This is a genomic window from Burkholderia pyrrocinia (assembly GCF_003330765.1).
GTDB classification, from domain to species: Bacteria; Pseudomonadota; Gammaproteobacteria; order Burkholderiales; family Burkholderiaceae; genus Burkholderia; species Burkholderia pyrrocinia_B.
Genome location: NZ_CP024902.1, coordinates 1,993,093 through 2,017,285, shown reverse-complemented (window position 1 = coordinate 2,017,285; position 24,193 = coordinate 1,993,093). Strand labels below are relative to the sequence as shown.

At 66.4% G+C, this 24,193-nt stretch carries 28 protein-coding genes; 15 read left to right on the top strand and 13 right to left on the bottom strand.

Features of this window, described 5'->3' with window-relative positions; genetic code table 11:
• Positions 1 to 15: 15 nt before the first annotated feature.
• The 6 genes from CUJ89_RS09725 to CUJ89_RS09700 all read left to right on the top strand — a co-directional run bounded on the left by CUJ89_RS09725 (position 16) and on the right by CUJ89_RS09700 (position 6,038).
• Positions 16 to 1,008, top strand: coding sequence for a sugar kinase (locus CUJ89_RS09725; RefSeq protein ID WP_114177145.1), 993 nt, complete (start codon positions 16 to 18; stop codon positions 1,006 to 1,008).
• 112 nt (positions 1,009 to 1,120) lie between these two features.
• Complete coding sequence (locus CUJ89_RS09720; protein WP_114177144.1) at positions 1,121 to 2,401, top strand: MFS transporter; 1,281 nt, start codon at positions 1,121 to 1,123, stop codon at positions 2,399 to 2,401.
• Positions 2,402 to 2,405: 4 nt separating this feature from the next.
• Positions 2,406 to 3,371, top strand: coding sequence for an NAD(P)-dependent oxidoreductase (locus CUJ89_RS09715; protein ID WP_114178566.1), 966 nt, complete (start codon positions 2,406 to 2,408; stop codon positions 3,369 to 3,371).
• 404 nt (positions 3,372 to 3,775) lie between these two features.
• Positions 3,776 to 4,819, top strand: a complete 1,044-nt coding sequence (locus CUJ89_RS09710; RefSeq protein WP_114177143.1) for a LacI family DNA-binding transcriptional regulator — start codon at positions 3,776 to 3,778, stop codon at positions 4,817 to 4,819.
• A 54-nt stretch (positions 4,820 to 4,873) separates the two neighbouring features.
• Positions 4,874 to 5,662: a YhfC family intramembrane metalloprotease gene (locus CUJ89_RS09705; protein ID WP_114177142.1), complete on the top strand. Its 789-nt coding sequence runs from the start codon at positions 4,874 to 4,876 to the stop codon at positions 5,660 to 5,662.
• A gap of 13 nt (positions 5,663 to 5,675) precedes the next feature.
• A complete protein-coding gene (locus CUJ89_RS09700; protein ID WP_114177141.1) occupies positions 5,676 to 6,038 on the top strand; it encodes a DUF3022 domain-containing protein in 363 nt (120 codons plus the stop codon).
• Between the two features lie 33 nt (positions 6,039 to 6,071).
• Here the strand turns inward: CUJ89_RS09700 and CUJ89_RS09695 are convergent, their stop codons facing one another.
• Complete coding sequence (locus CUJ89_RS09695) at positions 6,072 to 6,503, bottom strand: PGDYG domain-containing protein (RefSeq protein ID WP_021160921.1); 432 nt, start codon at positions 6,501 to 6,503, stop codon at positions 6,072 to 6,074.
• A gap of 128 nt (positions 6,504 to 6,631) precedes the next feature.
• Positions 6,632 to 7,183 (bottom strand): Spy/CpxP family protein refolding chaperone, encoded by a 552-nt coding sequence (locus tag CUJ89_RS09690; RefSeq protein ID WP_114177140.1) that lies wholly within the window; start codon positions 7,181 to 7,183, stop codon positions 6,632 to 6,634.
• A gap of 375 nt (positions 7,184 to 7,558) precedes the next feature.
• Here CUJ89_RS09690 and CUJ89_RS09685 point away from each other — a divergent pair, with 375 nt between their 5' ends.
• Positions 7,559 to 8,023, top strand: a complete 465-nt coding sequence (locus CUJ89_RS09685; protein WP_006755043.1) for an Lrp/AsnC family transcriptional regulator — start codon at positions 7,559 to 7,561, stop codon at positions 8,021 to 8,023.
• 3 nt (positions 8,024 to 8,026) lie between these two features.
• Here CUJ89_RS09685 and CUJ89_RS09680 read toward each other — a convergent pair whose 3' ends face one another.
• From CUJ89_RS09680 to CUJ89_RS09665, 4 genes are all read right to left on the bottom strand, one after another.
• Positions 8,027 to 9,451: a sensor histidine kinase gene (locus tag CUJ89_RS09680; RefSeq protein WP_114177139.1), complete on the bottom strand. Its 1,425-nt coding sequence runs from the start codon at positions 9,449 to 9,451 to the stop codon at positions 8,027 to 8,029.
• Positions 9,427 to 10,092: a response regulator transcription factor gene (locus tag CUJ89_RS09675; protein ID WP_114177138.1), complete on the bottom strand. Its 666-nt coding sequence runs from the start codon at positions 10,090 to 10,092 to the stop codon at positions 9,427 to 9,429. The genes CUJ89_RS09680 and CUJ89_RS09675 overlap by 25 nt, the downstream gene beginning before the upstream one ends.
• 82 nt (positions 10,093 to 10,174) lie before the next feature.
• Positions 10,175 to 10,612, bottom strand: coding sequence for a hypothetical protein (locus CUJ89_RS09670; RefSeq protein ID WP_114177137.1), 438 nt, complete (start codon positions 10,610 to 10,612; stop codon positions 10,175 to 10,177).
• A 38-nt stretch (positions 10,613 to 10,650) separates the two neighbouring features.
• Positions 10,651 to 11,433, bottom strand: coding sequence for a hypothetical protein (locus CUJ89_RS09665; RefSeq protein ID WP_114177136.1), 783 nt, complete (start codon positions 11,431 to 11,433; stop codon positions 10,651 to 10,653).
• Positions 11,434 to 11,682: 249 nt separating this feature from the next.
• Between CUJ89_RS09665 and CUJ89_RS09660 the strand changes: the two genes are divergently transcribed.
• Entirely contained in the window at positions 11,683 to 12,783 is a 1,101-nt protein-coding gene (locus CUJ89_RS09660; protein WP_034181371.1) for a saccharopine dehydrogenase family protein, read from the top strand.
• 93 nt (positions 12,784 to 12,876) lie between these two features.
• Here CUJ89_RS09660 and CUJ89_RS09655 read toward each other — a convergent pair whose 3' ends face one another.
• Positions 12,877 to 13,494, bottom strand: coding sequence for an AAA family ATPase (locus CUJ89_RS09655; protein WP_114177135.1), 618 nt, complete (start codon positions 13,492 to 13,494; stop codon positions 12,877 to 12,879).
• The gene (gene cydX / locus CUJ89_RS09650; RefSeq protein WP_114177134.1) at positions 13,491 to 13,637 is read right to left on the bottom strand and encodes a cytochrome bd-I oxidase subunit CydX; all 147 of its coding nucleotides are present in this window, start codon (positions 13,635 to 13,637) and stop codon (positions 13,491 to 13,493) included. The genes CUJ89_RS09655 and cydX overlap by 4 nt, the downstream gene beginning before the upstream one ends.
• 191 nt (positions 13,638 to 13,828) lie before the next feature.
• Here cydX and corA point away from each other — a divergent pair, with 191 nt between their 5' ends.
• Positions 13,829 to 14,806, top strand: a complete 978-nt coding sequence (gene corA, locus CUJ89_RS09645; protein ID WP_114177133.1) for a magnesium/cobalt transporter CorA — start codon at positions 13,829 to 13,831, stop codon at positions 14,804 to 14,806.
• Positions 14,807 to 14,816: 10 nt separating this feature from the next.
• On the opposite strand, the gene CUJ89_RS09640 is transcribed toward corA, so the two are convergent.
• Positions 14,817 to 15,104, bottom strand: a complete 288-nt coding sequence (locus tag CUJ89_RS09640; protein WP_114177132.1) for a YciI-like protein — start codon at positions 15,102 to 15,104, stop codon at positions 14,817 to 14,819.
• A 385-nt stretch (positions 15,105 to 15,489) separates the two neighbouring features.
• Entirely contained in the window at positions 15,490 to 15,978 is a 489-nt protein-coding gene (locus CUJ89_RS09635) for an adenosine-specific kinase (protein ID WP_114177131.1), read from the bottom strand.
• A 142-nt stretch (positions 15,979 to 16,120) separates the two neighbouring features.
• On the opposite strand from CUJ89_RS09635, the gene CUJ89_RS09630 reads away from it, so the two are divergent.
• Positions 16,121 to 17,107: a cysteine synthase A gene (locus tag CUJ89_RS09630; protein WP_114177130.1), complete on the top strand. Its 987-nt coding sequence runs from the start codon at positions 16,121 to 16,123 to the stop codon at positions 17,105 to 17,107.
• Positions 17,108 to 17,207: 100 nt separating this feature from the next.
• Positions 17,208 to 17,696 carry an aminoacyl-tRNA deacylase gene (locus tag CUJ89_RS09625; RefSeq protein WP_114177129.1) on the top strand — a complete coding sequence of 163 codons (489 nt, stop codon included), beginning with the start codon at positions 17,208 to 17,210 and terminating at the stop codon, positions 17,694 to 17,696.
• A 424-nt stretch (positions 17,697 to 18,120) separates the two neighbouring features.
• Here the strand turns inward: CUJ89_RS09625 and CUJ89_RS09620 are convergent, their stop codons facing one another.
• Positions 18,121 to 18,819: a GNAT family N-acetyltransferase gene (locus tag CUJ89_RS09620; protein ID WP_114177128.1), complete on the bottom strand. Its 699-nt coding sequence runs from the start codon at positions 18,817 to 18,819 to the stop codon at positions 18,121 to 18,123.
• A 328-nt stretch (positions 18,820 to 19,147) separates the two neighbouring features.
• Between CUJ89_RS09620 and CUJ89_RS09615 the strand changes: the two genes are divergently transcribed.
• Both CUJ89_RS09615 and CUJ89_RS09605 read left to right on the top strand, forming a co-directional pair.
• Entirely contained in the window at positions 19,148 to 19,600 is a 453-nt protein-coding gene (locus tag CUJ89_RS09615) for a MaoC family dehydratase (RefSeq protein WP_114177127.1), read from the top strand.
• A 233-nt stretch (positions 19,601 to 19,833) separates the two neighbouring features.
• Positions 19,834 to 20,745 (top strand): LysR family transcriptional regulator, encoded by a 912-nt coding sequence (locus CUJ89_RS09605; RefSeq protein ID WP_114177126.1) that lies wholly within the window; start codon positions 19,834 to 19,836, stop codon positions 20,743 to 20,745.
• A 96-nt stretch (positions 20,746 to 20,841) separates the two neighbouring features.
• Here CUJ89_RS09605 and CUJ89_RS09600 read toward each other — a convergent pair whose 3' ends face one another.
• Entirely contained in the window at positions 20,842 to 21,555 is a 714-nt protein-coding gene (locus CUJ89_RS09600) for a gamma-glutamylcyclotransferase (RefSeq protein ID WP_114177125.1), read from the bottom strand.
• 293 nt (positions 21,556 to 21,848) lie between these two features.
• Between CUJ89_RS09600 and CUJ89_RS38920 the strand changes: the two genes are divergently transcribed.
• A complete protein-coding gene (locus tag CUJ89_RS38920) occupies positions 21,849 to 22,136 on the top strand; it encodes a DUF4148 domain-containing protein (protein WP_114177124.1) in 288 nt (95 codons plus the stop codon).
• Positions 22,137 to 22,250: 114 nt separating this feature from the next.
• On the opposite strand, the gene CUJ89_RS09590 is transcribed toward CUJ89_RS38920, so the two are convergent.
• A complete protein-coding gene (locus CUJ89_RS09590) occupies positions 22,251 to 22,907 on the bottom strand; it encodes a glutathione S-transferase family protein (protein WP_114177123.1) in 657 nt (218 codons plus the stop codon).
• A gap of 273 nt (positions 22,908 to 23,180) precedes the next feature.
• Between CUJ89_RS09590 and CUJ89_RS09585 the strand changes: the two genes are divergently transcribed.
• Complete coding sequence (locus tag CUJ89_RS09585) at positions 23,181 to 24,185, top strand: LysR family transcriptional regulator (RefSeq protein WP_114177122.1); 1,005 nt, start codon at positions 23,181 to 23,183, stop codon at positions 24,183 to 24,185.
• The last annotated feature ends 8 nt before the right edge of the window (positions 24,186 to 24,193 follow it).

The following is a 24,193-nucleotide window of genomic DNA, read 5'->3' as shown; positions in this document are numbered from 1 at the left end:
CTGGGGAGTTCATTCATGAAAGCAGCACTCGATGTCGTTACCTACGGCGAAGCGATGGCGATGTTCGTCGCGACCGAGCCCGGCCACCTCGCGCACGCGGCGCAATTCGCGAAGCGGATCGCGGGCGCCGACCTGAACGTCGCGATCGGCCTGTCGCGGCTCGGCTTCCGGGTCGGCTGGATGAGCCGCGTGGGCCGCGATTCGTTCGGCGGCTACGTGCTCGACACGCTGGCGCGCGAAGGTATCGATGCGTCGTGCGTGACCATCGACCCGCGCTATCCGACCGGTTTCCAGCTGAAATCGCGCAACGACGACGGCAGCGACCCGACCGTCGAATATTTCCGCAAGGGCTCGGCCGCGAGCCACCTGTCGTGCGACGACTATGTGGCCGACTACGTGCTCGGCGCGCGCCACCTGCACCTGACGGGTGTCGCGCCGGCGATCTCCGCGACGTCGTGCGAGCTTGCGTTCCAGCTTGCGCGCGAGATGCGCGCGGCCGGCAAGACGATCTCGTTCGACCCGAACCTGCGCCCGACGCTGTGGCCGTCCGCCGACGTGATGGCGAAGACGCTGAACGCGCTCGCGACGCTCGCCGACTGGGTGCTGCCGGGCCTTGCCGAAGGGCGGCAGCTCACCGGGCGCGACACGCCGGCCGATATCGCGGGCTTCTATCTCGCGCAGGGCGCACGCGGCGTCGTGATCAAGCTCGGCGCGGAAGGCGCGTACTACCGGACGGCCGACGGCCGCGAAGGCACGGTCGCGGGCGAGCGCGTCGAGCACGTCGTCGACACGGTCGGCGCCGGCGATGGCTTTGCGGTCGGTGTGGTCAGCGCGCTGCTGGAAGGCCGGAGCGTCGCGCAGGCCGTCGCGCGCGGCAACCGGATCGGCGCGCTCGCGATCCAGGTGATCGGCGATTCGGAAGGCTTGCCGACCCGCGAAGCACTCGACCGACTCGAAAATGTCAGCAATCGCGCCGATCGCTTAGAGGAAACCGTCACCGCGCAATGAGAGGCCGGACACGGCACAATCCGCGGATCCATTTCGTGCGCGACGCACAGCTTTGCCCGAGACCGGATGGGCGCTGAAGCGCCAGTTCCGGTCGACAGAAGGAGACATACACATGGCAACCAATCTCGCAGCCCGACGCTGGTGGACGATCATGCCGATCGTCTTCATCACGTACAGCCTCGCCTACCTCGACCGCGCGAACTACGGGTTCGCGGCCGCGGCCGGCATCAACCAGGATCTCGGGATCAGCAAGGGCCTGTCGTCGCTGATCGGCGCGCTGTTCTTCCTCGGCTACTTTTTCTTCCAGATCCCCGGTGCGATCTATGCGGAACGCCGCAGCGTGAAGAAACTCGTGTTCGTCAGCCTCGTGCTGTGGGGCGGCTGCGCGGCGCTCACGGGCGTGGTCAGCAACATCCCGTCACTGATGGCGATCCGCTTCGTGCTCGGCGTCGTCGAGGCGGCGGTGATGCCGGCGATGCTGATCTACATCAGCAACTGGTTCACGAAGAACGAGCGCTCGCGCGCGAACACGTTCCTGATCCTCGGCAACCCGGTCACCGTGCTGTGGATGTCGATCTTGTCCGGGTATCTCGTGCACGAATTCGGCTGGCGCCACATGTTCATCGCCGAAGGCGTGCCGGCCGTCATCTGGGCCGTGTGCTGGTGGTTCCTGGTGCAGGACAAGCCGGCCGATTCGTCGTGGCTCACCGCGCAGGAAAAGCGCGACCTCGACGCCGCGCTCGCGGCCGAGCAGGCGGCGATCAAGCCGGTGCGCAACTATGGCGAGGCGTTCCGCTCGCCGGCCGTGATCAAGCTGTGCGCGCAATATTTCTGCTGGAGCATCGGCGTGTACGGTTTCGTGCTGTGGCTGCCGTCGATCGTCAAGAACGGCTCCGACCTCGGGATGGTCGCGACCGGCTGGCTGTCCGCGCTGCCGTATCTCGCGGCGACGATCGCGATGCTCGCCGCATCGTGGGCGTCCGACAAGGTCGGCTCGCGGCGCGGTTTCGTGTGGCCGTTCCTGCTGATCGGCGCGGCCGCGTTCGCCGCGTCGTATGCGCTCGGCTCGTCGCATTTCTGGATCTCGTATGCGCTGCTGGTCGTCGCGGGCGCCGCGATGTATGCGCCGTACGGCCCGTTCTTCGCGATCGTGCCGGAACTGCTGCCGAAGAACGTCGCCGGCGGCGCGATGGCGCTGATCAACAGCATGGGCGCGCTCGGCTCGTTCGTCGGCTCGTACTTCGTCGGCTACCTGAACGGCGCGACCGGGTCGCCCGTCGCGTCGTACGCATTCATGAGCGCCGCGCTCGTCGCCGCGGTGATCCTCACGCTGTCCGTCAAACCCCAGGCGCGCGATGCGCATTCGCTCGCCGCGCCGCTGCAAGGAAAATGAAACGATGAAGCCTCGTATCGTCGCGTACAAGCCGCTGCCCGATGACGTTCTCGCGTACCTGCGCGAGCATGCGGACGTCGTGCGGGCCGACGGCGCCGACGCACTTGCCGATGCGCTCGGCAACGCGGACGGCGCGATCGGCGCGAGCCTGAAGGTCACGCCGCAGATGCTCGACCGCGCACCGCGATTGAAGGCCTGGTCGACGATCTCGGTCGGCTACGACAACTTCGATGTCGCGGATCTCACGCGGCGCGGGATCGTGCTTGCGCATACGCCGGACGTGCTGACCGAGTCGACCGCCGATACGGTGTTTTCGCTGATCCTCGCGTCCGCGCGGCGCGTGGTCGAGCTGGCCGAGTGGGTGAAGGCCGGCCACTGGCATCGCAGCATCGGGCCCGACCTGTACGGTACCGATGTGCAGGGCAAGACGCTCGGCATCGTGGGGCTCGGGCGGATCGGCGGCGCGGTCGCGCGGCGCGCGGCGCTCGGCTTCCGGATGCAGGTGCTGTACGCGAACCGGTCCGCGCATGCCGAAGCCGAGACGCAATACGGCGCGCGGCGCGTGACGCTCGACGAACTGCTCGCGCAGTCGGATTTCGTGTGCGTGCAGGTGCCGCTGTCGCCGGACACGCATCACCTGATCGGCGCGCCCGAATTCGCGAAGATGAAGCGCGGCGCGATCCTGATCAACGCGTCGCGCGGGCCCGTCGTCGACGAAGCCGCGCTGGTCGACGCGCTGCGTGCGGGCACGATCCGCGGCGCGGGGCTCGACGTGTTCGAGAAAGAGCCGCTGCCGGCGGATTCGCCGCTGCTGCAGTTGAAGAATGTCGTTGCGCTGCCGCATATCGGCTCGGCGACGCACGAGACGCGCCACGCGATGGCGCGCTGCGCCGCGGAAAACCTGGTCGGCGCGCTGGCCGGCACGCTGCGCACGAATCTCGTCAATCCGGACGCGCTGGCTCGGGCCTGAGCGGTGGCGGGCAACCGGCCGGTGCGGCTCAGGCGCCGTTAGAGTCGATGGTCTTGGTGCCGGAGGGCTGGCTGCGTTATGATCGCCCGCTCGTCGCATCGACGGCTCGGCCACGCTGCCGGCGGCGTCCGGCGACGGGCATTCGCGCCAGGTCCGGTGCGGCCGACTGCTTTTGCACGTGACCGGAGCGGGCGCTCACGCGCCGGCACCGATCGACCGCGAAGCATGGGACCAGCGTAAGTGCTGAAGCACTAACGCTGATCGACCGCGAAGCATGGGATCAGCGTAAGTGCTAAAGCACTAACGCTGATCGACAGGAGAGGCCGCCGGATGGCTTTCGTATCCAACAACAAAGGTCCGTCTGCTCACGAAGCGGCGCGGATCGTACGTCGCGAGGCACGACAGTGACCGATTCGCAACCTTCCACGACGCGTCCGGCGACGATCAGCGACGTCGCGCGCGAGGCCGGCACGGGCAAGACCAGCGTTTCGCGCTACCTGAACGGCGAGACGCACGTGCTGTCCACCGATCTGCGCCAGCGCATCGAAGCGGCGATCGCGCGGCTCAATTACCGGCCGAACCAGATGGCGCGCGGGCTCAAGCGCGGCCGCAACCGGCTGCTCGGCATGCTCGCGGCCGACCTGACCAATCCTTACACCGTCGAAGTGCTGCAGGGCGTCGAGGCCGCGTGCCATGCGCTCGGCTACATGCCGCTCATCTGTCACGCGGCGAATGAAGTCGAGATGGAGCGCCGCTTCCTGCAGCTGCTCACGACCTACCGTGTCGAAGGGCTGATCGTCAACGCGCTCGGCGCCGACGAGGATGTGCTGCGCCCGCTGCGCGGCGCCGGCATCCCGGCCGTGCTCGTCGACCGGACGGTCGAGGGCTTCGAGGCCGACCTGATCGGCCTCGACAACGCCGATGCGATCGAGACGGCGCTCGCGCACCTGGTCGAGCACGGCTTCGACGCGATCCATTTCGTCGTGCAGCCGTTCGAGCGCGTCAGTTCGCGGCGCGTGCGCGAGGCCGCGTTCCGCGCGGCGCTGGACGCCCGCGGGCTGCCGGTGCCGTCGACGGTCGTGCTCGACCTGAACGAGCCCGACGCGACCGCCGCGGCCTTCGCCGACGTCAATGCCCGCATCGACGATGCGGCGCGGCGCGGCGTGCGCGCGGCGCTGTTCGCCGCGAACGCGCCGGTCGCGCTCGCGATCGCGCGCCATCTGCGCGCGCGTTTCGGCGCCGCGTGGCAGCAGAAGGCGGCGCTGCTGTCGATCGACGATCCGGAATGGGCCGAGCTGATCGGCATCACGACGATCCGCCAGCCGACTTACGAAATCGGCTACAAGGCCGTCGAATTCGTGCACGAGCGGATCGACGGCGCGGCGGGCGACGTGCGCGTCGCGATGCTGCCGGGCGAGCTGATTGCGCGCGCGTCGACCGCAAGCTGAGTATCATTCGGGGCACGCAGCGCGTCAGGTGCGCTGCCCCGAACAAGGAAATACATGACTGTCGCTCCCGTCACGCTGGCGGTGCTGATCGCCGCCACGCTGATCATCGCGCTGCTGCCGCTCGTCCTCTTCCGTATCCTGCGCAAGCCGCTTGCGCTCAACCGACGCGACACGATCGTCGGCGTCGCCGTCTTCACGCTGTTTGCGATGATCGTCGAACGCGCGTTCCACGGGCTCGTGCTGAGCCGGACGCCGGCGGATGGCTGGCTGACGCAGCCGCTCGCGTTCGTCGCGTACAGCGCGCTCGCAACCGCCGTGTTCGAGGAAGTCGGTCGTTATCTCGGGATGCGTTTCCTGAACCGCCGCTACGGCGCGTCGGCCGGCGATGGCCGCGGGATCGGCTACGGGATCGGTCACGGCGGCGCCGAAGCGTGGTTCGTCGGCGTGCTCGTGTGGGGGCAGTGGTCGTATCTCGCGTGGCTGGCGAGCCGCGGCCAGCTCGAGACGCAACTCTCCGACCTGCCGGTCGATACCGTCGTGCGGCTGCAAGTGATGCTCGCGACGCTGTCGGCGCAGTCGATCCTGCTGTTGCTGCTCGAACGCTGCGTGGCGTTCGTGCTGCAGCTTGCGCTGTCGGTGCTGGTATGGCGCGGCGTGCGCGCTGGCCGCGCGGGCGTGTTGCCGCTCGCGATCGTGCTGCATGCGCTCGCGGCGGCGCCGGCGCTGCTGTACCAGGTGCGCGTGCTGCCGGCCGCATGGGTCGAGGGCGCGTATTTCGTGCTGGCCGCGATCCTGGTCGTCGTGCTGGTCAAGACGTGCCGGCCGTCGCGTACGGCTGCCTGACGGGAGAGACGGAATGGACGACTACCTGATCGAATGCCAGAGCGCGGAATTCGACGCGCTCGCGCGCGTGATCTGCGATCTCTTTCCGGAGCAGACGCGCTTTGCCGAAAGCAGTGACGAGCGCGGACGGTTCCTGTCGGTGCACTGGCTCGCGATGCGTTTCGGCGCGACGCCGAAGCGGATGACGTTCGATATCCGTATCGTTCCGGCGGCACTCGCGCGCTATCTGGCGCTCAAGCCGATGCAGCGCGCGCGCAGCCATGCGGTGCTGCACGCGTATACGGAAGCGATGCTCGGGTCGCTCGAGGAGCGGCACGCGGCCGGCGAGGCCATCGAGCGCGACGCGGAACTCGAACTCGACGAAGACTTTGCGTGAGCTTACGCGCCGGCGCCATGCCGGCGTGGCGGATTACGCGTCGCGGTAGACCTGCGCGAAGCGCTGCGCCTGCACGACGCCGTAGTCGCCGGGCGCGTACTGCATCACCCAGTCGCCGGCGACGCCGCGCAGCGTGTCGCCGTTTTCCGAGCGGGCGATCGTAAACGGCTCGTCCATCCGGCGGGCGAGCACGACGGCCGGCCGGTTCCGGTATGCGCCCGGTGCACCGTGTGCGAGTGCCGGATCGGCGGGCAGGTATTTGGCGTCGAAGCGCGCGCGCGACACGACCCAGCGGTCGCCGGTCGAGCCGGTGATCAGCGCGTCGCCCGCGACATAGCGGTTCGGGCCTTCGAGGCTCATCAGTTCGCCGTCGGCATCCGCGAATGAAACGGCGACGGTTTCGTCCTTGACGACGCGACGGGCCTGCGGGTCGGTGCGCAGATCGATGTGCTTGAGTTCGAGCATGGCGAGGAAGTGCGGGAAAAGCCGGGAGCTTATCCCGAATCCGGCGCGCCGTGTGACGCGCCGATCGCCTGGAGCAGGCGCGGCGCCGTTCGGCCCGGACGGGCAGCGCGGCGCCGGCGGGGAGGGCGTCAGTTCTGTGCGGGGGCGCTCGCGGCCGGTGCGGCTGCCGCCTTGCCTTCCTTGCCCTTCGTCTTGCCCTTGCCGCGCTGCTCGCCGCCGTGGTGCAGCCAGCTGCGGAACGTCGTGTCGGCCAGCGCCTTCTGCTCGGCCGGGAAGCTCTCGTAAAGCGGCGCGAATGCGTCGGCGAGCTTCTTCGCGCCGTCGGCGTTCGCCTGCGACAGTTCCGCATACTGCTTGATGTCGTCGAGCGCGGATACGTCGTGCTTTGCCATCCGGTCGCGATAGAGGCGGCCCATCGTGTCGCCGTTGTCGCGCATCGTGTCGGCGAACGTCTTCCATTGCGGTTCCTGCGCCGACGTGATCTTCAACTGGTCGTGCAGGTACTTGATACGTTGCTCGACGCGTGCTTCGTGGCGTGCCGCACGCTGCTCGGCGGTCGGGGCCGAAGCCGCGGCCGCAGCCGTCGTGGCCGGAGCGGGCGCTTGCGGCTGCGCCGGGGTTTGCGCGAACGCGCTGGCTGCAACGGCAAGCGTAGCGAGGGTGAGCGAAATTTTCTTCATGGTTGGCTCTCCGGGGTGGTGTCTTGCGAGCGGACACGGCGGCAATTGCCGCAAGCGTGCATCTCGCGTCGCCCGCTATTAGTAGCACGTTGCGTGCGGCGCGGTAGTGAATGCGACACTTGCTTACATCCGAAACGAATCGAAATTGAAAGGAACACGGCGGATCGGCGCGGGCCGTGTGATCGTCCGGCGAGTACCGGCGACGGGCGCGACAAGCGCGCTTCGGACGCGGTCGTTGCGCACGGACAAGGCGGCGCGGTCGCATGACGGCGCGCGCTTCCGTAGTCGTTCGATGCCGTTTGGGCGTACCGGTGTTCGGCGCTATCATCGCGTCACCTTCCATTTCGCTGGCGTGTCGCACGCCGGCCCAGCCTCATGCGTCCACCCCGCCTCGACCAACTCGACGATCTCGACCGGCAACTCGTCGCGCTGCTGCAAGCCGATGCACGCGCCAGCGTCGCGGATCTCGCGCGCCAGCTCGACGTCGCGCGCACGACGGTCGTCGCACGCATCGCACGGCTCGAACGCACCAACGTGATCGCCGGCTACAGCGTCCGGCTCGGGCAGGACGTGCTCGACGCGAGCATTTACGCGTATGTCGGCATCATCCTCACGCCGAAGTTCGGCAAGGACGTGTTGCGCAGGCTCGACCGGATGCCCGAGGTGCAGCTGCTGTGCGCGGTGAGCGGCGAGTACGACTACGTCGCATGGCTGCGCGCTGATTCGCCCGAACGGCTCAACGACCTGCTCGACCAGATCGGCACGCTCGAAGGCGTCGAACGCACGACGACGTCGATCATTCTGTCGCGCAAGATCGATCGCGGCACGATCGGCGGCTGACGCTCACACCCGGCGACCATCGCGCCGAGCGTCTTCCGTCTGCGCATCGGCCCGGCTGTCGGGCTGCACCGCGCCGGGCGGCCGCGCGAGCGGAATCCGCACCGATACGCGCAGCCCGCGCGATTCCCGTTCGTCCGCATATGCGAGCGTGATGCCGGCACCCATCCGGTCCGCGAGGATCTTCACGATCGACAGGCCGAGCCCGGAGCCGATCTGTTCGTTGCCGGGCACCCGATAGAACGGATCGAACACGCGCTCGCGTTCATGCGGAGCGATGCCCGGCCCGGTATCGGCGATCGTCACGCACGCGTGCGTGTCCGTCCGTTGCGTCGACAGGTCCACGCGGCCGCCGGGCGGCGTGTAGCGGATCGCGTTGTCGACGAGATTCATGATCAGCGACGCGAGTTCGAGCGCGTCGACGGGCACGCGGGAGTCCGGGCCGTCTTCGACGCCGATGTCGATCGTTTTCGCATCGGCGAGCGGCATCAGGTCTTCCAGCACGCGGCGATAGATCGCATGCACCGACACGGCGCCGGGCGGGGCGGCCGGCGCGCTTTGCGCACGCGCGAGCGCGAGGAGTTGCCCGATCAGGTGGCGGCTGCGTTCGAGCCCGCCGCGCAGCGCGGCGAGGCGCGCGCGCGCATCGTCCGGCAGGTCGGTGTCGGCAAGGCGCTCGGCCTGCAGCGACATCGCCGTGAGCGGCGAGCGCAGCTCGTGCGCGGCGTCGGCGACGAAGCGGCGCTGCGCGTCGACCGATTGCGCGACGCGCTCGAGCATCCGGTTGATCGCGACGACGAACGGCCGCACCTCGACCGGCACGTGATCGGCCGGGACCGGGCGCAGGTCGTGCTCGTCGCGCGCGTCGATGCCGGCAGACAGCGCGGCCACCGGGCGGAACAGCTTGCGCACGAGATCGGCGACGAGCAGCAGCAGGATCGGTACTAGGATCAGCAGCGGCAGCGCGGTGCGCCACGCACTCTCGCGCGCGACGTCGTCACGCACGCCGGCTTCCTGCGCGACCGCGATGCGCTCGCCGTTCGTGAACGTATGGACCATCACGCGATACGCGTTGCCGCCGGCGTCGAGTGTATGCAGCCCGTCGGCGAGCGTCGACGGCAACGCAAGCCGTGGCGCGCCGTCGGCGCTTGGCTGCGGATTGCCGCCGAGCGGCTGCACGATCACGCGCGACAGCTCGTCGCTTTCGCGCGCGGGCCCGGCGCCGGCGGCACGGGGCGAAGACGCACGCTGGCGGTCGAGCAGCGTCGCGACCTGGAGCAGCACGTCGTCCTGCAATTCGTGCGCTTCGTCGAATGCCGATGAAAACGCGAACGCGGCCGCTGCCGTGGCGACGACCAGGATCGCGGCCGACAGCGCGACCGACAGGCGGAACCCGATCGACTCGCTCAGGTGCTTCTTGAAACCATCCATCCCACACCCCTGACGTTCTTGATCACGGTGCTGCCGAGCTTGCGGCGCAGCGAATGGATCAGGAATTCGACCGCGTTGCTTTCGACTTCCTCTCCCCAGCCGTACAGGCGATCCTCGAGCTCGCGCCGCGACAGGATCGCGCCGGGGCGCACCAGCAGCGCGCGCAGCAGCGAGAACTCGCGATTCGACAGCGGGACCGGCGCGTGCCCGTCGACGGCGGCCTCGCGCGTCGCCGGGTCGAGCGACACGATCCCGTTGCTCAGCAGCGGCGCGGCCGAACCGGCCCGACGCCGGATCGCGACGCGAATCCGCGCGAGCAGCTCGGCCATCTCGAACGGCTTCACGATGTAGTCGTCGGCGCCGCCGTCGAGACCGCGCAGGCGGTCGTCGAGGCCGTCGCGCGCGGTGACGATGAGCAGCGGCGCGCTGGCGTCCTTCGCGCGGATGCCGGCCAGCACGTCGAGCCCGTCGCGGCCGGGCAGGCCGAGGTCGAGCAGGATCAGGTCGTAGGGCTGCGCGGCGAACGCGGTCAACGCGCGCCCGCCGTCGGTGACCCAGTCGGTGGCGTACGACGCGTCTTTCAGCGCGGCATGGACGGCCTCGCCGATCATCGGATCGTCTTCGACGAGCAGTATTCGCATACGTGTTCTCCGTGCGGCGCAAACGCCGCCAGCGTATGCGATTCCCGCGCGCGCGTCACGTGCCGTGCGCCCGGGGCACTGCTTATTTGCCGCTGAACCGGTCGAGGGCCGCGAGCAGGTTCTTCATCGCGGCGGCCGAATCGGCCTGGGTCGGATGGTCGGCGCGCAGCGCGGTGAGCGCACGGTCGATCTCCTGGTCGACCATGTGCCAGTCGGCGGCGGCGCGGGGCTTGAGGCCGGCTTCGGCCGCATCCCACGCGATCTCGAGATCCTTGATGCGCGTTTTCGCGCCGGCCAGGTCGCCTTTGCCGACGAGCGTGTCGACGTCGGCGGCGATCGTGCGGAACGACGACAGGTCGCCGAGCTTCGATACATGGGCAGCCGTGGGCGACGCCGAGGCCGCCGCGGGCGCCGATGTCGACGCGTTCGCATCCTGGTGCTTCGAGCAGCCGGCGGCGCTCAACGCGGCAATCGTGGCCGCGGCAACGGCGAGACGGGAAACGGAATACGGGAAGCGCATGGGGTGTCCTCGATTCGATGAACGGATAGGGAAGGGCGTCATTCGGCGGCGCCGGCACGCGTGCGCGGACCGCTGCCGAACTGCGCGACGGCGACGAGCAGCACGATCACGGTCAGGAACAGCAGGCTCGTCCACGCGGCACCGAAGCCGAGCCCGCCGTATGCGCGGGCCTGCGTGAGCAGGTCGCCGAGCGATGCGCCGAACGGGCGCGTCAGGATGTAGGCGACCCAGAACGCCAGGACCGCATTGACGCCGAGTCGCCACATCACGAACACGGCTGCGATCGCCGCGCCGAAGCACAGCGCGCCGAGCGTGAAGCCGAGCCCGAGCGCTTCGGTTGCGAGATCGCCCGCGGCGGTGCCGAGCGCGAACGTGCAGAGGATCGCGGCCCAGTAGAACAGTTCGCGCCGCGGCGTGACGATCGTGTCGATCGACAGCGTGCCTTCGATGCGATGCCACACGAAGAAGATCGCGGCGAGCGCGACGGCAAACGCGGCGGTGCTCGCATACAGGCTGACGTTCAGGCCGTCGGTGAGCAGGTCGGTGATCTGCGTGCCGACGATGCTGACCAGCACCACCGTGAGCCAGTAGATCCATGGCACGTAGCGGCGCGTGCGTAACTGCAGCCACAGGGCGATCGCGAGCAGCGACGCCATCGCGATGCGCGTGACGGTCTGGCCGAGGCCCGCGTTGACCGCGAGAAAGTCCGCGCCGGTTTCGCCGACCGTGGTCGACATGATCTTGATGATCCAGAACGACAGCGCGATGTCCGGCACCTTGTTCAGCCAGTGCGACGCGCGATTGACGGGCAGGGATTGCATGCGATGCCTCCTTGGGAATCGGGTGGTCGGCATGCAGTCTGAAACGGGAGACTTAGGCCAGCCATAGCGAGGCTGTTGGCGGGCTGAAACGCGTCGTTTCGACATTTCGACGAAATGGTTCGTCGTAACGTCGAAATTATCGGTCGTTTCGCATCATTCTTCGTCTTGGAACTGATTTTGCGCGTCCCTAAACTGTGTTCATGGCTCGACGCCGTACACAACACCAACCCATCATCAGGAGATAAGCGCATGAAAATCGCCATCGTCGGCGCAGGTCTGATCGGCCACACCATTGCTCACATGCTGCGCGAAACGGGCGACTACGAAGTCGTCGCGTTCGACCGCGATGCGGATGCGCTCGCGAAGCTGTCGCGCGAAGGCATCGCGACGCAACGGGTCGATTCGGCCGACGCGAACGCGATTCGCGAAGCAGTGAAGGGCTTCGATGCGCTCGTCAACGCACTGCCTTACTACCTCGCGGTCAACGTCGCCGCCGCCGCGAAGGCTGCCGGCGTCCATTACTTCGACCTGACCGAAGACGTGCGCGCGACCCACGCGATCCGCGAACTGGCCGACGGCTCCGATCGTGCGTTCATGCCGCAGTGCGGCCTTGCACCGGGCTTCATCGGTATCGCCGCGCACGAACTGGTGAACGGCTTCAGCGAAGTGCGCGACGTGAAGATGCGCGTCGGCGCGCTGCCCGAGTATCCGACCAACGCGCTGAAGTACAACCTGACGTGGAGCGTCGACGGCCTCATCAACGAATACTGCCAGCCGTGCGAAGCGATCCGCGACGGCCGCAAGCAGTGGGTGCAGCCGCTCGAAGGCCTCGAGCACTTCTCGCTCGACGGTACCGAATACGAAGCGTTCAACACGTCGGGCGGCCTCGGCACGCTGTGCGAGACGCTGTCGGGCAAGGTCGAGACGCTCGACTACAAGTCGGTGCGCTACCCGGGCCACCGCGAACTCGTCCAGTTCCTGCTCGAGGACCTGCGCCTGTCGACCGACCGCGACACGCTGAAGTCGATCATGCGCCGCGCGGTGCCGTCGACGAAGCAGGACGTCGTGCTCGTGTTCGTCACGGTGACGGGCGTGAAGGACGGCCAGCTCGTGCAGGACGTGTTCACGCGCAAGATCTTCGCGAAGGACGTGTGCGGGATGCACATGAGCGCGATCCAGATCACGACGGCCGGCGCGATGTGCGCGGTGCTGGATCTGTTCCGCGAGAAAAAGCTGCCGCAGAGCGGTTTCATCCCGCAGGAAAAGGTGTCGCTGAAGGCGTTCCTGTCGAACCGCTTCGGCAAGCTGTACGAAGGCGGCACGATGGAGCGCGTGCACGCGGTGGCCTGACCGCCTGCCAGCCTCTGGCACGAGGGCCGTACGACGCCGGGAGCGCAGCAGCGCTTCCGGCGTTGTTTCTTGGGGAAGCGGGAAGGGTGCCGCTCAGGCCGGCAGCGGCGGGACGATCGTCGTCGGCGGCGGGGGCGGCACGATGCGGTACAGCAGCGCGTCGACATCCATGTCGGACGGCGCGGTGTTGTCGAACATCACGATGCCGTCGCACTCGTTGCCGGTCGGCACGAAGCGGCGCTGCCGGTATTCGTCCCAGTGCGCGAGCTTGTAGGCATCGTTCGGGTTGCCGCGCGCGACGATCCGCGCGTGCGCGACGTCTTCCGACGTGTGGACCCAGACGACCGTCAGCGTGACGTCGGGCGCGATGCCGAGCCACGCACGGTCGAGGATGCGCCGGTCGCGCACTTCGCGCGACAGCGGACCGACGACGATCGCGCTGATGCCGAGCGCGAGATTTTCGCGGGCCGTGTCGAGCAGGCCGTGGTATTCGGGATCGCGCAGATGCTTCAGGTAGAGCGGGCTGTCGCGGTCGTTCGGATCCTCGGTGAGCGCGCCCATCGCGGCCGAGCTGTAGCGGCCGTACAGCGTATCCTTGTCGAGCAGGCAGAAGGCCTCGCCGGTCGCGCGCATCAGCGGCCCGATGAGCCGCTTCGCGAGCGTGGTCTTGCCGGTGCCGGCATGACCGCAGAAGAACACCAGGTGCGTCACGAAACCTTGCTCCCCGACCCCTGGCTCGACGTGTCGCCGCGCTTGTCGCCGCGCGAGAACACTTCCGCTTCCAGCCACATCACGTTGATGATGCCGAAGCCGAGCGCCACGCCGATGCCGAGTATCCACGAGAAATACCACATAGGTCTGTCTCCTTGACGGTTGGGCCGCCCGGCCGTGCCGCGGGCCTGTCGAAGTGCCCCTGTTCCCCGGTGCGCGTGCTGCGGTGCACGCAGCAAGCACGATCATGACCAATATCGCTTTGCTGCGCAAGCCGGGCCGCCCGCGCAGCAAAGCGGTAAACTGATGCGCAAACTGCAACATCACGGACAACATGCTGATCAACTGTGCTGCATATCAGGACGGCCGCAAGCTGGCCGACATCGAGATCGACGCCATCAGCGACTACGTGTCGAAGCCCGAATGCTTCGTGTGGGTGGCGCTGAAGGATCCGACGCCCGAAGAAATCGACCTGATGGGCGAGGAGTTCGGGCTGCACGAGCTCGCACTCGAGGATGCCCGCAAGGGGCATCAGCGGCCGAAGATCGAGGAGTACGGCGATTCGCTGTTCGCGGTGCTGCATATGGTCGAGCTCGATGGCGACGACGAACTCAAGGTCGGCGAGTTGAATGTGTTCGTCGGCCCGAACTACGTGCTGTCGATCCGCAACCGTACCGAGCAGGACTTCCGCGACGTGCGCAAGCGCTGCGAGCGCGAGCCGCATCTGCTGAAGGAAGGCTCGGCGTTCGTGTTCTATGCGCTGATGGACCAGGTCGTCGACCGCTATTTCCCGATCCTCGAAACGCTCGGCGTCGAGCTCGAGGAACTCGAGGACCGCATTTTTACGAAGGCCACGCCGGCGTCGTCGCGCGCGATCATCGAGGATCTCTATTCGCTGAAGCGCCGGCTCGTGATGCTGCACCAGCACACGGCGCCGCTGATCGAGCCGCTCGCGAAGCTCACCGGCGGGCGTATCCCGCAGGTCTGCAGCGGGATGGAGCATTACTTCCGCGACGTGTACGACCATCTGCAGCGGATCGTGAAGACGATTGAAGGGCGGCGCGAGATGATCGTGACGGCGATCCAGGTCAACCTCGGGATGATCTCGCTCGCGGAGAACGAGGTGACCAAGCGGCTCGGCTCGTTCGCAGCGCTGTTCGCGATCCCGACGATGATCGCCGGCATCTACGGGATGAACTTCGCGAACATGCCCGAACTGCACCTGAAATACGGCTTCTATGGCTGCATTGCGGTGATGCTCGGGGCCGACCTCGGGTTGTGGTGGCGCTTCAAGCGGGCAGGGTGGCTGTAGCCTCGCGCGTCTAGCGCGGCGCGTGCTTGCCGATCACGACGCGCCACGGACGCACGCGCCACGATTTCACGAGGCCGTTCTGCACGTACGGATCGGCACGCGCGAACGACTCGGCCGCTTCCGGCGAATCGCCTTCGAACACGAGCACGGCTTGGTCGGCCGGGTCGGCCAGCGCGCCGGCGAGCACGAGTTCGCCGCGCTCGGTCGCGGCCTGTGCGAGTGCGAGGTGCTGCGCGCGGAACGGTTCGCGCCGGGACAGGTAATCGTCGACGAGTTCGTAGATCAGCTGGTAATGCATGCGTTGCTCCGGGAAGGGTCGGCTGCTGCTAGTGCGTCGGTACGGCCGTCGGTCAGTCTGCTGCGGCCAGTATAGGACAGCCAGGCGGCAGCGGCGCGGCGCAAGCGGGAGCGTATTCCCGCTCTCTTAAATGCAACTAACGGTCTAGTTTTCCCGCGCCCTGAAATCCCGGCCGCGAACGCGCCTTTGATGCATCGGCCTGTGCGTCTTATGCGACCAGGCCGAGGCCAGCCGCGGATCCCGACGTGGGCGGCGGGTGAGGTACAGCCACGGGCGGTGCCGGTGCGGCAGGCAGTACCGGCGGCTGCACATCGGCCGGGCATCCCGCGCCGCACGCGAGCACGCGAATCCCGCGACGCCCGCCGCGGGGGGGCAGCATGCGCGCCTACGCCTTGTATCCGATCGTGCGCAGCAGATCCTTGCGCCAGCGCACGTCGTCGTCGTTCTCGATGCCGAGCGGCGGAAAGCCGTCGACGACGCCGACGATCCCGCGTCCTTGCGCGGTCTCCGCGACGATCACGTCGGTCGGGTTCGCGGTCGCGCAGTAGATCCGGCAGACCTCCGGCACGGCCTTGATCGCATTGAGCACGTTGACCGGATAGAAACCGTCGCCGAGGAACACGATGAAAGCGTGACCGGCGCCGATTGCGCGGGCGTTGCGGCACGCGAGTTCGACGAGTTCCACATCGGTGCCGGAACGGCGCACGAGCCGCTTGCCCGATGCCTCGCAGAACGCGAGCCCGAAACGGATGCCGGGCACGGTGCCGACCAGCGCCTCGTGGATGTCCTCGACGGACTTGATGAAATGCGACTGGCCGAGGATGAAATTCACGGCCTCGGGCTTGTCGACGGCGACGGTTTGCAATTGCAGCATGGCGGACCTCGTCTGGCGATGCGGCGCGCGCGCCGTAATGGGCTCTCCAAGCTTAGTACGCGGCGGCCGGCGCCGAAAGCGGCGGGCGCGTCCTATCCTTCGTTGTGTATGGCGCGCGAGCGCGAATGCAAAGGAGTGGAACATGGACGTGCGACGAGGCTTCGTCGACTGCGTGGGGCGCACGCCGCTGATCCGGCTGGCGAAACTCAGCGCGGAAACGGGCTGCGAAATCCTGGGCAAGGCGGAATTCATGAATCCGGGCGGATCGGTGAAGGATCGCGCGGCGCTCTACATCATCCGCGACGCCGAGCAGCGCGGCGCACTGAAGCCGGGCGGCACCGTCGTCGAGGGTACGGCGGGCAACACGGGCATCGGTCTTGCGCATATCTGCGCGGCTCGCGGTTATCGCTGCGTGATCGTGATTCCCGACACGCAATCGCCGGACAAGATGGCAATCCTGCGCACGCTCGGCGCCGACGTGCGCCCGGTGCCGGCGGCGCCGTACCGCGACCCGAACAACTATCAGAAGATTGCCGGGCGGCTTGCCGACGAACTCGACAACGCGGTATGGGCCAACCAGTTCGACAATGTCGTCAACCGGCAGGCGCACTACGAGACGACCGGGCCGGAAATCTGGCGCGACACGGCGGGCACGGTCGATGCATTCGTCTGCGCCACCGGCACGGGCGGCACGCTGGCGGGCGTGAGCCGCTACCTGAAGGAGCAGAATCCGGAGGTCCGGATCGTGCTGGCCGATCCCCACGGCAGCGGGCTCTACGGTTACGTGAAAACGGGCGACCTCAGCGCCGAAGGCAACTCGATCACCGAAGGCATCGGTTCGACGCGCGTCACCGCGAATCTCGCCGGCGCGCCGATCGATGACGCCGTGCGGATCGATGATCCGCTGTGCGTGAAGATGGTCTACCGGCTGCTGCGCGAGGAAGGGCTGTACGTCGGCGGATCGAGCGGCATCAACGTCGCGGCGGCGGTCTGGCTGGCCCGCCGGATGGGTGCGGGGCACACGATCGTGACCTTGCTGTGCGATCGCGGCGACATCTATCGAGCGCGGCTTTTCAACCGCGAATGGCTGCGCGAAAAGGGGTTGGAACCGGGGTTGGAGCCCGAATGAAGAAGGGGCGAGGCGGCGATTTCCATTGGCCAAAATGCGACCTATGCTGAAAAATCCGGAGCGAACTCCGTTCGCCCGATTCGCCCAGACGAGGTGTGCCATGCCTGTGTCAGCCACCCTGCAGGATTGCCTGCGCCAGAAGTCATCTCGGTACGAAGTCGTGTACCACCCTTATAGCCATACGAGCATGGAGACGGCCGCCGCCGCGCATATTCCCGGCGACCGCCTCGCGAAAACCGTGCTGCTTGAAGACGACGAGGGCTACGTCGCCGCCGTCCTGCCGACGACGCACGCCGTGCGCCTGTCGGACCTCTGGGTGAAGACGGGCCGTCATCTCGTGCTCGCCCGGGAGGTCGAATTGCGCGAACTGTTCAAGGATTGCGACATGGGCGCGTTGCCGCCGGTCTGCATGGCGTACGGGATGAAAACGTTTCTCGAGGAACGCCTCGCTCAGCAGCCGGAAGTCTATTTCGAGGCTGGCGACCACGAAGCGCTGATCCACATGACGCAGGAAGAATTCCTGATGCTGATGGAGACGGCCGAGCGCGCGCATTTCTCGCACAAGATGCAAGGGATGATGTTGTCCTGATGCGAGCGGTTGCTGTGGCGGGTTGGGGATGACGACGGCCTGGAGTGTCGTCGCGGGTTGGTGTGTGCTTGGTTTCGAGGTGGCGGCTCGGGTTCGGGCGGAAACAGGACGATGGCAAGCGCCGGTGAGGTGCGATTCGGGGGTTGCCTAGCGGTGGTTTCAGTGAGTTACTTGGGTAAATTTATTATTTGACATAATCATAATTATCGACGATTCTGATTGTAGTAGCTTTATAGAAATGTCGTGTTCTGGCTACTTAGAAATGTCGTGTTTTGACCTGTAGGTTGATCGTCTGCACCCTTGGGAGCGCCGGCGATGAACGCGACTGGGACGATCACGATGACGATGCATCAAGTGGATCGTCTCAAGGTCGTGGAAGCCATTGTCGAGCAGCGTCTGATGCCTTGGCGAGCGCTCTGACGCTTCAGGCTTCGTCCGGCAGCGCCGAATGACGAGCATCCAGATCGAGCCGCAGGTTCGTCACGAACGCCACCCCCGCCTCCCGAAACAAGCTGAATCCGAGTGACCGCGCCAGACCGATCATCGCGTCGTTCTCGCTCAACGTCGTGCCGACCATCCGCTTGATGCCCGACCGTCCTGCAAGATCGATCAGACTCGACAACAACGCACGGCCGAGTCCTTGCCGATGCCAGGCATCGTCGATCACGATCGCGCATTCGGCGATATCGGATTCGCCGTCGTTCATCGCGTAGCGCGCGACGCCGATCAGGCGCTCATGGCCGCCGGCCCAGATCGTTGCGATTACCGCGCCTTCCCGCTGGCGGTCGATGCAGGTCCATCGGACCATCTCGTCGTCGGTCGGCTTGCGCGCCGACATCAACCGCATGTAGCGACTCTGGCTCGACAGCCGGTCGACCAGGTCGCGTTCGATCTCGAGATCGCCGTGCTCGATGGCACGCAGGAGTACTGGCGTTCCGTCCCTCGCCTCCCAAATGCGCCGGATGCTGAGGGCCGGTCCGTCCGGCATGGACTCGCAGTATGGGGCCGGTTCGATCCCGATCGTATCCATCCTTTCCTCCGCATTGTATTCGCCCTGCTCGGTGTGCGTCCGGATTCCGTTCGACACGGAAAGCGACGTCGCTTTCGGCTGGCGCTCCAACATGCAATCAGTCTAGCGATACGCGCGCCTCTACCCTAGGCGTGCCGGATCAAAGCGGTTTTCCAATCGAATCAATAATGCCGAACGACAGGCGGCATGAGCACGACGGCTTGTCGGCACCTTGCGGCCCGGTTATGCGCGGCGTCCCCCCGTTCGTTGCCGCTCGCGACACCCGCATCCCGGTGCGCCGATTATTGACCGATCCGGAATGCCACATTCATCGCCGCCCTCTTACTCCGCATCGGAACGTTTCATACAGTGGCGTCAAGCCCGAACGACAACGCAGCAGCGTCGCCGCCCGGATCTTCCCTCCCGCGCATCGGATACGTCCATGGAACAGCAGCCTCTCACCTTCGACGATCTCAAGGTCGGCGACACTTTCGTCGGCGATACGTGCGAGGTCACCGCCGCCGACATCAAGCGATTCGCAGCGGAATTCGATCCGCAGCCGTTCCATCTCGACGACGACGCCGCGCGCAGCACGATGTTCGGCGGCCTGGCCGCCAGCGGCTGGCATACCGCGGCGATCACGATGCGGCTGCTCGTATCGAGCGGACCGAAGCTGGCCAACGGGGTACTCGGCGCCGGCGCCGACATCGAATGGAAGCTGCCGACGCGCGCCGGCGACGTGCTGCGCGTCGAGAGCGAAGTCGCGGAGCTGACGCCGTCCCGGTCGCGCCCGCAGTACGGGATGCTGACGCTGCGATCCAGGACGGTCAATCAACGCGGCGAAGTCGTGCAGATTCTGACCGCCAGGCTGATGGTCGCGCGTCGCGCTGCGTGACGCGCACCGCCCTGCACCGTTCAGCGAGCCACATCGTTCAGCCGCGAACGAAATAATGTTCGACATCGCGATGCCGCTGTTCGAAACCGACGACGCGCGCCGCGGCATCCGCTCGGCCGTCAATGCGCTCAACAAAGGCCGACCGCGCCCGGCGATGGATTTCCACGGGTGCTAGCGGGACGCAGCCGGATTGCGGTCTAATGGCGACTCCACTCTCGACTGGAGTCGCGCACATGGACCGCATCGCTGCGATGAACGCATTCGTCCGAGTCGTGGAAGCCGGAACCTTCACGAAAGCGGCCGATACGCTCGACATGCCGAATGCGACGTTGACGCGGCTGATCCAGAAGCTCGAGGAAGACCTGCAGGTTCGACTGCTGCATCGCACCACGCGATCGGTGACGGTCACCCCGGAAGGGGCGATCTACTACGAGCGCGTCGTGCGTCTGCTCGCCGATCTCGCGGAAATCGAATCGTCGACGACCCATGCACGCGCGAAGCCGTCCGGCAAGATTCGCGTGGATACCGCGGCGGCGATCGGCACGCTCGTCCTCGTGCCCGCGCTCGCGGAATTCTATGACGCGTACCCCGACGTCGAGATCGAACTCGATATCGGCAACAAGCGTAGCGACGTGATCGCCGAAGGCATCGACTGCGCGATACGCGCGGGCGAAGTCGACGAGCAGTCGCTGGTCGCGCGGCAGATCGGCAGCTTCGGCTTCACGACCTGTGCGACGCCCGCATTCCTCGACGCGCACGGTACGCCGACGTCGCCGGACCAGCTGCGCGATTTTCCGACCCTCGGCATGATTCCTTCGCGCGGCGGCCGCGCGTTGCCGTTTCAGTTCTCGGTCGACGGAAAGAGAAGCGATCTCGCACTGAATCATCGGCTCGTCGTGAACGATACGAACGCTTACCTCGCCGCGGGCCATGCGAACCTCGGCATCATCCAGGCGCCGTCCTATTCGGTCCGCGACGCCATCGCCGCCGGCACGCTCGTGCCGATCCTCGAAGACTGGACGCCCCATCCCAACCCGATCTGCGTGATCTACGCGCCCAACCGCTACCTGAGCGCGAAAGTACGCGTGTTCATCGACTGGGTCATCGCGCTGTTCGAGCGCGACGAGCACCTCAGGCGCCGCTGACGTCCGGGCCTGGCCGAGCGGATTGTCCGCCACGTGCGCTCGTCGGTCTGATGCGCTGACCGCCTGAATTCGCGTGCAATCCGCGAACGTCGAGCATCAACCGTTCGCGGATTCGGCTTCGTCCGCGCCGCGTATCTCGCGCAGGAGCTGTTCGATGCCGGCGTCATGGAGACTGAAGCGCGCCAGCGCCTGAACGGTCGAGTCGAAGTAGTCGCGCGACGTGCCGAGCGGGCCGCGACCGGTGCGGATCAGGTGCGCAACGCGGTCGAGCGCGTATCCGCCGAGGTAGCGGTCGTGCAACCGGTTGACGACGAAGGTCAGCGCGCGGATCGATTGGCCGTCGACTTTCGCCGTGATCCATTGCGGTTCGTACGAATCGGCCAGCATTTCGCGTCGCCACAGCAAGCGTAATTCGGATTCGACCTTGGCCGCGTCGATCCGGTACAGCACGCCGTCGCACCTGCCACCGCGGTCGAGCGCGAGCATCGCGCCCGGTTGCTCGGGCGTGCCGCGCGCGATGACGAGCCGCAAGCAGAACGCCCGGTGCCAGCCCTCGACGTGCGCAACCGACGAACCGGCGACATCGAGTGCCGGATTCCACATCAACGAACCGTACGCGAATACGTGGAGATCGCGCCCGGATGCGTGGCGGTCGAGCGTAGCCCGCAACGTGCGTTCAAGTTCCGCATCGTTTCGAATCGTCATGCCGGCCGGCGGATCCGCGCGCAGCGCCTGCAGCAGCGTGCCTCGCGCCAAGCGCTCGCGCGTCATCTCGTAGACGGAGTCGGTGGTGCGTCGATCGTCGGACATGGCCGGGGGCGATTGCGTGTCGTGGCAGTGAGATGACTGTATGTCGCGCTGCCATCGCGAGGAAGCGGAGAGCAAACAATGCGCTTTTGTCGCGAATGAAAAAGCGGACGCAAAGCGGGCGACGCGTCATCGGCGGCCCTGCTCGTCGGGCGGCGCGATCGCTCAAGCACTTTTGTTCGAACTGGAACGTTGAATTGGAATGGCGGCCATTTATCGCGTCGTCGTTCGATCCTAAGCTGCACTCAACGACTGAAACAAAGGTCGCTTCGCCCAATCTTCCGGAGGTGGTCATCATGAAATCGATGATTCGTACACTCGTCGTTGCATCCGCACTCGCTGCGCCCGCAATCACTTTCGCGCAGGCAACCCAGCCGCTGACGCGCGCGCAGGTTCGCAACGAACTCATCGAGCTCAAGCAAGCCGGCTACAACCCGATGGACTACTACTATGCGGAAAGCCTGCAGGCCGCCGAAGCGAAAGTCGCGCGCCAGCACGAACGTGACGCACAGACCGAATCCGGAAGCAAGCAGGTCATGTTCCAGGCCGAAGCACATTCGCCGCTGAACGTCATGCGGAAATGACGGATCGCGGCGTCTCTCGCTGTTGAGCCGTGCGCAACTAATCAATGCGCGAGGAACGGCATCGCGGTTCGCCGCCCGGGAACAATAGCGCGGTGAATCCGGTGCGAACGGCTGCTATGTGCCGCTGTTCGTGCCGAGCAGTCCCGAGGCCTGCATATCGCTCAGGTCGGGAACCGTCGAAGAAAACGCAGCCGACTGCATGGCATGCTGCGCGAGGCGCGCCAATTGGGGAAATGCGTCGCTGGTGATCGCGTGCGGCATGACCACCGCGGCACTCTGAAAGGCGATGACGGTCATGATGTCCGCTTGCGAAATGCGCGCGCCAAGCAGCCACGGTTCCGCATCAGCGGCATTCAGTACGCCGAACCCGGCCTGCATTTGTTCCAGGTAGCCGGCCTGCAGATGTGCCAGTCGATAAGACTCGGGGCGCAGCATCAGTTCGTCGCAATAGCGCGCCAGCTTGTCGTAGCAAGCTGTCGCATAGCTCACGAGCTGCATCGCGCGCACGCGCTCCGGGCCGCCGGCAGGCATCAAGCGCTGCTCGGCCGGTACCAGGCTGTCCAGATAGTCGACGATCGCGCCGCTGTCGATGAGCACCTGGCCGTCGTCCAGTTGCAGTGCGGGCACCCGCTTCATCGGGCTGAATGCCGCGACGCGCTCCGGCTGCTGGTAAGCGTGATAAGGCAGATGCTCGAACGGGATGTTCAGGAGATTCAATGTCACGCCGACACGGCGCGTGTACCCGGACAACCACGGACCCACCAGTTTCATTGGGAAATCTCCACGGACATCGGTTGAACGACTCGAAAGGCCAGTTTAAGCCAGTTCGTTCACGATCAACGGGCATGCGAATCGACTGCGAACAGGCATCGGCGACATGAACAGTCGGGTAATCACGTAGCCGCTGCGGCGTGTGGCGGCCTTTTACGTCGCGGTTTAGACTGCGCGCTGGGCGTAATCGTCCGGGTTGTGGCCTCCCGTGTGTATCGAACGCTACGGAAGGCCGCATGAAATTTCAACGCGTCGTTCTGAAAGGTCCGGGTAATGGATATCGTGTTGGCCATGAGAGTATTCGCCCGCGTCGTGGAAACGAAAAGTTTTACGCGTGCAGCCGATACGATGGACCTGACACGGGGGCGCGTGACCGTGATCGTCCAGAGCCTCGAGGCCCACCTGAAAGCCCGGCTGCTGCAGCGCACCACGCGCAGCCTGAACCTCACGGCGGACGGCGCGGCCTATTACGAGCGATGCGTGCGCGTCCTCGCGGATCTCGACGACATCGAGAATTCGTTCCTCGGCAAGGAGCGATCGCCGCGCGGCAGGTTGCGCGTGGACATGCCCGGCGCGCTCGGGCGCGTCATCGTCATGCCCGCGCTGAGCGACTTTCATGCGCGCTATCCGGACATCGACCTGATGCTCGGCTTGGGAGACAAGCCGCTGGATCTGGTCCAGGAAGGCATCGACTGCGTGGTGCGCATCGGCACCCTGCAGGATTCGTCGCTGGTGGCGAGACGTGTCGGCATCTACCAGGGCGTGACCGTTGCAAGCCCCGACTATCTCGAGCAATCGGGCACCCCGCAGACGCTGGAAGAACTCGCCGATCACCGTACCGTGAACTACTACTGGGGCCGCACGGGGCGGATCATGCCGCTGACGTTCGACGTCGACGGCAAAGCGGTCGAGGTGAGGATGCGCGGCTCCATCGCGGTAAACGACGCGGAAGCCTATCTGAGCGGCGCGCTGAAGGGCCTCGGCATTGTCCAGGGCTCCCGCTTCCTCGCACTGCCGCACCTCGAATCGGGCGCGCTGGTCGAGATTCTGTCGCAATGGAAACCGCCGCCGCTGCCCATCTCCGCGGTCTATCCGCACAATCGCCACCTTTCCGCCACCGTGCGCGCATTCGTCGACTGGATCGCCGAGCTGTTCCGCAACGACCCTCGGTTATCCAGTACGCCGGAGACGGATGCGCGCTGCGGCCCGGCCAGCATCGATACGCAGGATGGCGACGCGATCGACCTGGACGGTGACGAAGAAGAGCCGATAGCGTAGGCAAGCCC

Bases quoted from the DNA above. Each gene is read 5' to 3' on its own strand.
- CUJ89_RS09715 (WP_114178566.1), top strand. From the start codon at position 2,406: ATGAAGCCTCGTATCGTCGCGTACAAGCCGCTGCCCGATGACGTTCTC.
- CUJ89_RS09600 (WP_114177125.1), bottom strand. From the start codon at position 21,555: ATGTCCGACGATCGACGCACCACCGACTCCGTCTACGAGATGACGCGC.
- CUJ89_RS09705 (WP_114177142.1), top strand. From the start codon at position 4,874: ATGACTGTCGCTCCCGTCACGCTGGCGGTGCTGATCGCCGCCACGCTG.
- CUJ89_RS09665 (WP_114177136.1), bottom strand. From the start codon at position 11,433: ATGCAATCCCTGCCCGTCAATCGCGCGTCGCACTGGCTGAACAAGGTG.
- CUJ89_RS09725 (WP_114177145.1), top strand. From the start codon at position 16: ATGAAAGCAGCACTCGATGTCGTTACCTACGGCGAAGCGATGGCGATG.
- CUJ89_RS09695 (WP_021160921.1), bottom strand. From the start codon at position 6,503: ATGCTCGAACTCAAGCACATCGATCTGCGCACCGACCCGCAGGCCCGT.
- CUJ89_RS09685 (WP_006755043.1), top strand. From the start codon at position 7,559: ATGCGTCCACCCCGCCTCGACCAACTCGACGATCTCGACCGGCAACTC.
- CUJ89_RS09625 (WP_114177129.1), top strand. From the start codon at position 17,208: ATGCCTGTGTCAGCCACCCTGCAGGATTGCCTGCGCCAGAAGTCATCT.
- CUJ89_RS09615 (WP_114177127.1), top strand. From the start codon at position 19,148: ATGGAACAGCAGCCTCTCACCTTCGACGATCTCAAGGTCGGCGACACT.
- CUJ89_RS09620 (WP_114177128.1), bottom strand. From the start codon at position 18,819: ATGTTGGAGCGCCAGCCGAAAGCGACGTCGCTTTCCGTGTCGAACGGA.
- CUJ89_RS09720 (WP_114177144.1), top strand. From the start codon at position 1,121: ATGGCAACCAATCTCGCAGCCCGACGCTGGTGGACGATCATGCCGATC.
- CUJ89_RS09640 (WP_114177132.1), bottom strand. From the start codon at position 15,104: ATGCATTACCAGCTGATCTACGAACTCGTCGACGATTACCTGTCCCGG.
- CUJ89_RS09675 (WP_114177138.1), bottom strand. From the start codon at position 10,092: ATGCGAATACTGCTCGTCGAAGACGATCCGATGATCGGCGAGGCCGTC.
- CUJ89_RS09690 (WP_114177140.1), bottom strand. From the start codon at position 7,183: ATGAAGAAAATTTCGCTCACCCTCGCTACGCTTGCCGTTGCAGCCAGC.
- CUJ89_RS09630 (WP_114177130.1), top strand. From the start codon at position 16,121: ATGGACGTGCGACGAGGCTTCGTCGACTGCGTGGGGCGCACGCCGCTG.
- CUJ89_RS09585 (WP_114177122.1), top strand. From the start codon at position 23,181: ATGGATATCGTGTTGGCCATGAGAGTATTCGCCCGCGTCGTGGAAACG.
- corA (WP_114177133.1), top strand. From the start codon at position 13,829: ATGCTGATCAACTGTGCTGCATATCAGGACGGCCGCAAGCTGGCCGAC.
- CUJ89_RS38920 (WP_114177124.1), top strand. From the start codon at position 21,849: ATGAAATCGATGATTCGTACACTCGTCGTTGCATCCGCACTCGCTGCG.
- CUJ89_RS09605 (WP_114177126.1), top strand. From the start codon at position 19,834: ATGGACCGCATCGCTGCGATGAACGCATTCGTCCGAGTCGTGGAAGCC.
- CUJ89_RS09660 (WP_034181371.1), top strand. From the start codon at position 11,683: ATGAAAATCGCCATCGTCGGCGCAGGTCTGATCGGCCACACCATTGCT.
- CUJ89_RS09670 (WP_114177137.1), bottom strand. From the start codon at position 10,612: ATGCGCTTCCCGTATTCCGTTTCCCGTCTCGCCGTTGCCGCGGCCACG.
- CUJ89_RS09590 (WP_114177123.1), bottom strand. From the start codon at position 22,907: ATGAAACTGGTGGGTCCGTGGTTGTCCGGGTACACGCGCCGTGTCGGC.
- CUJ89_RS09635 (WP_114177131.1), bottom strand. From the start codon at position 15,978: ATGCTGCAATTGCAAACCGTCGCCGTCGACAAGCCCGAGGCCGTGAAT.
- CUJ89_RS09700 (WP_114177141.1), top strand. From the start codon at position 5,676: ATGGACGACTACCTGATCGAATGCCAGAGCGCGGAATTCGACGCGCTC.
- cydX (WP_114177134.1), bottom strand. From the start codon at position 13,637: ATGTGGTATTTCTCGTGGATACTCGGCATCGGCGTGGCGCTCGGCTTC.
- CUJ89_RS09680 (WP_114177139.1), bottom strand. From the start codon at position 9,451: ATGGATGGTTTCAAGAAGCACCTGAGCGAGTCGATCGGGTTCCGCCTG.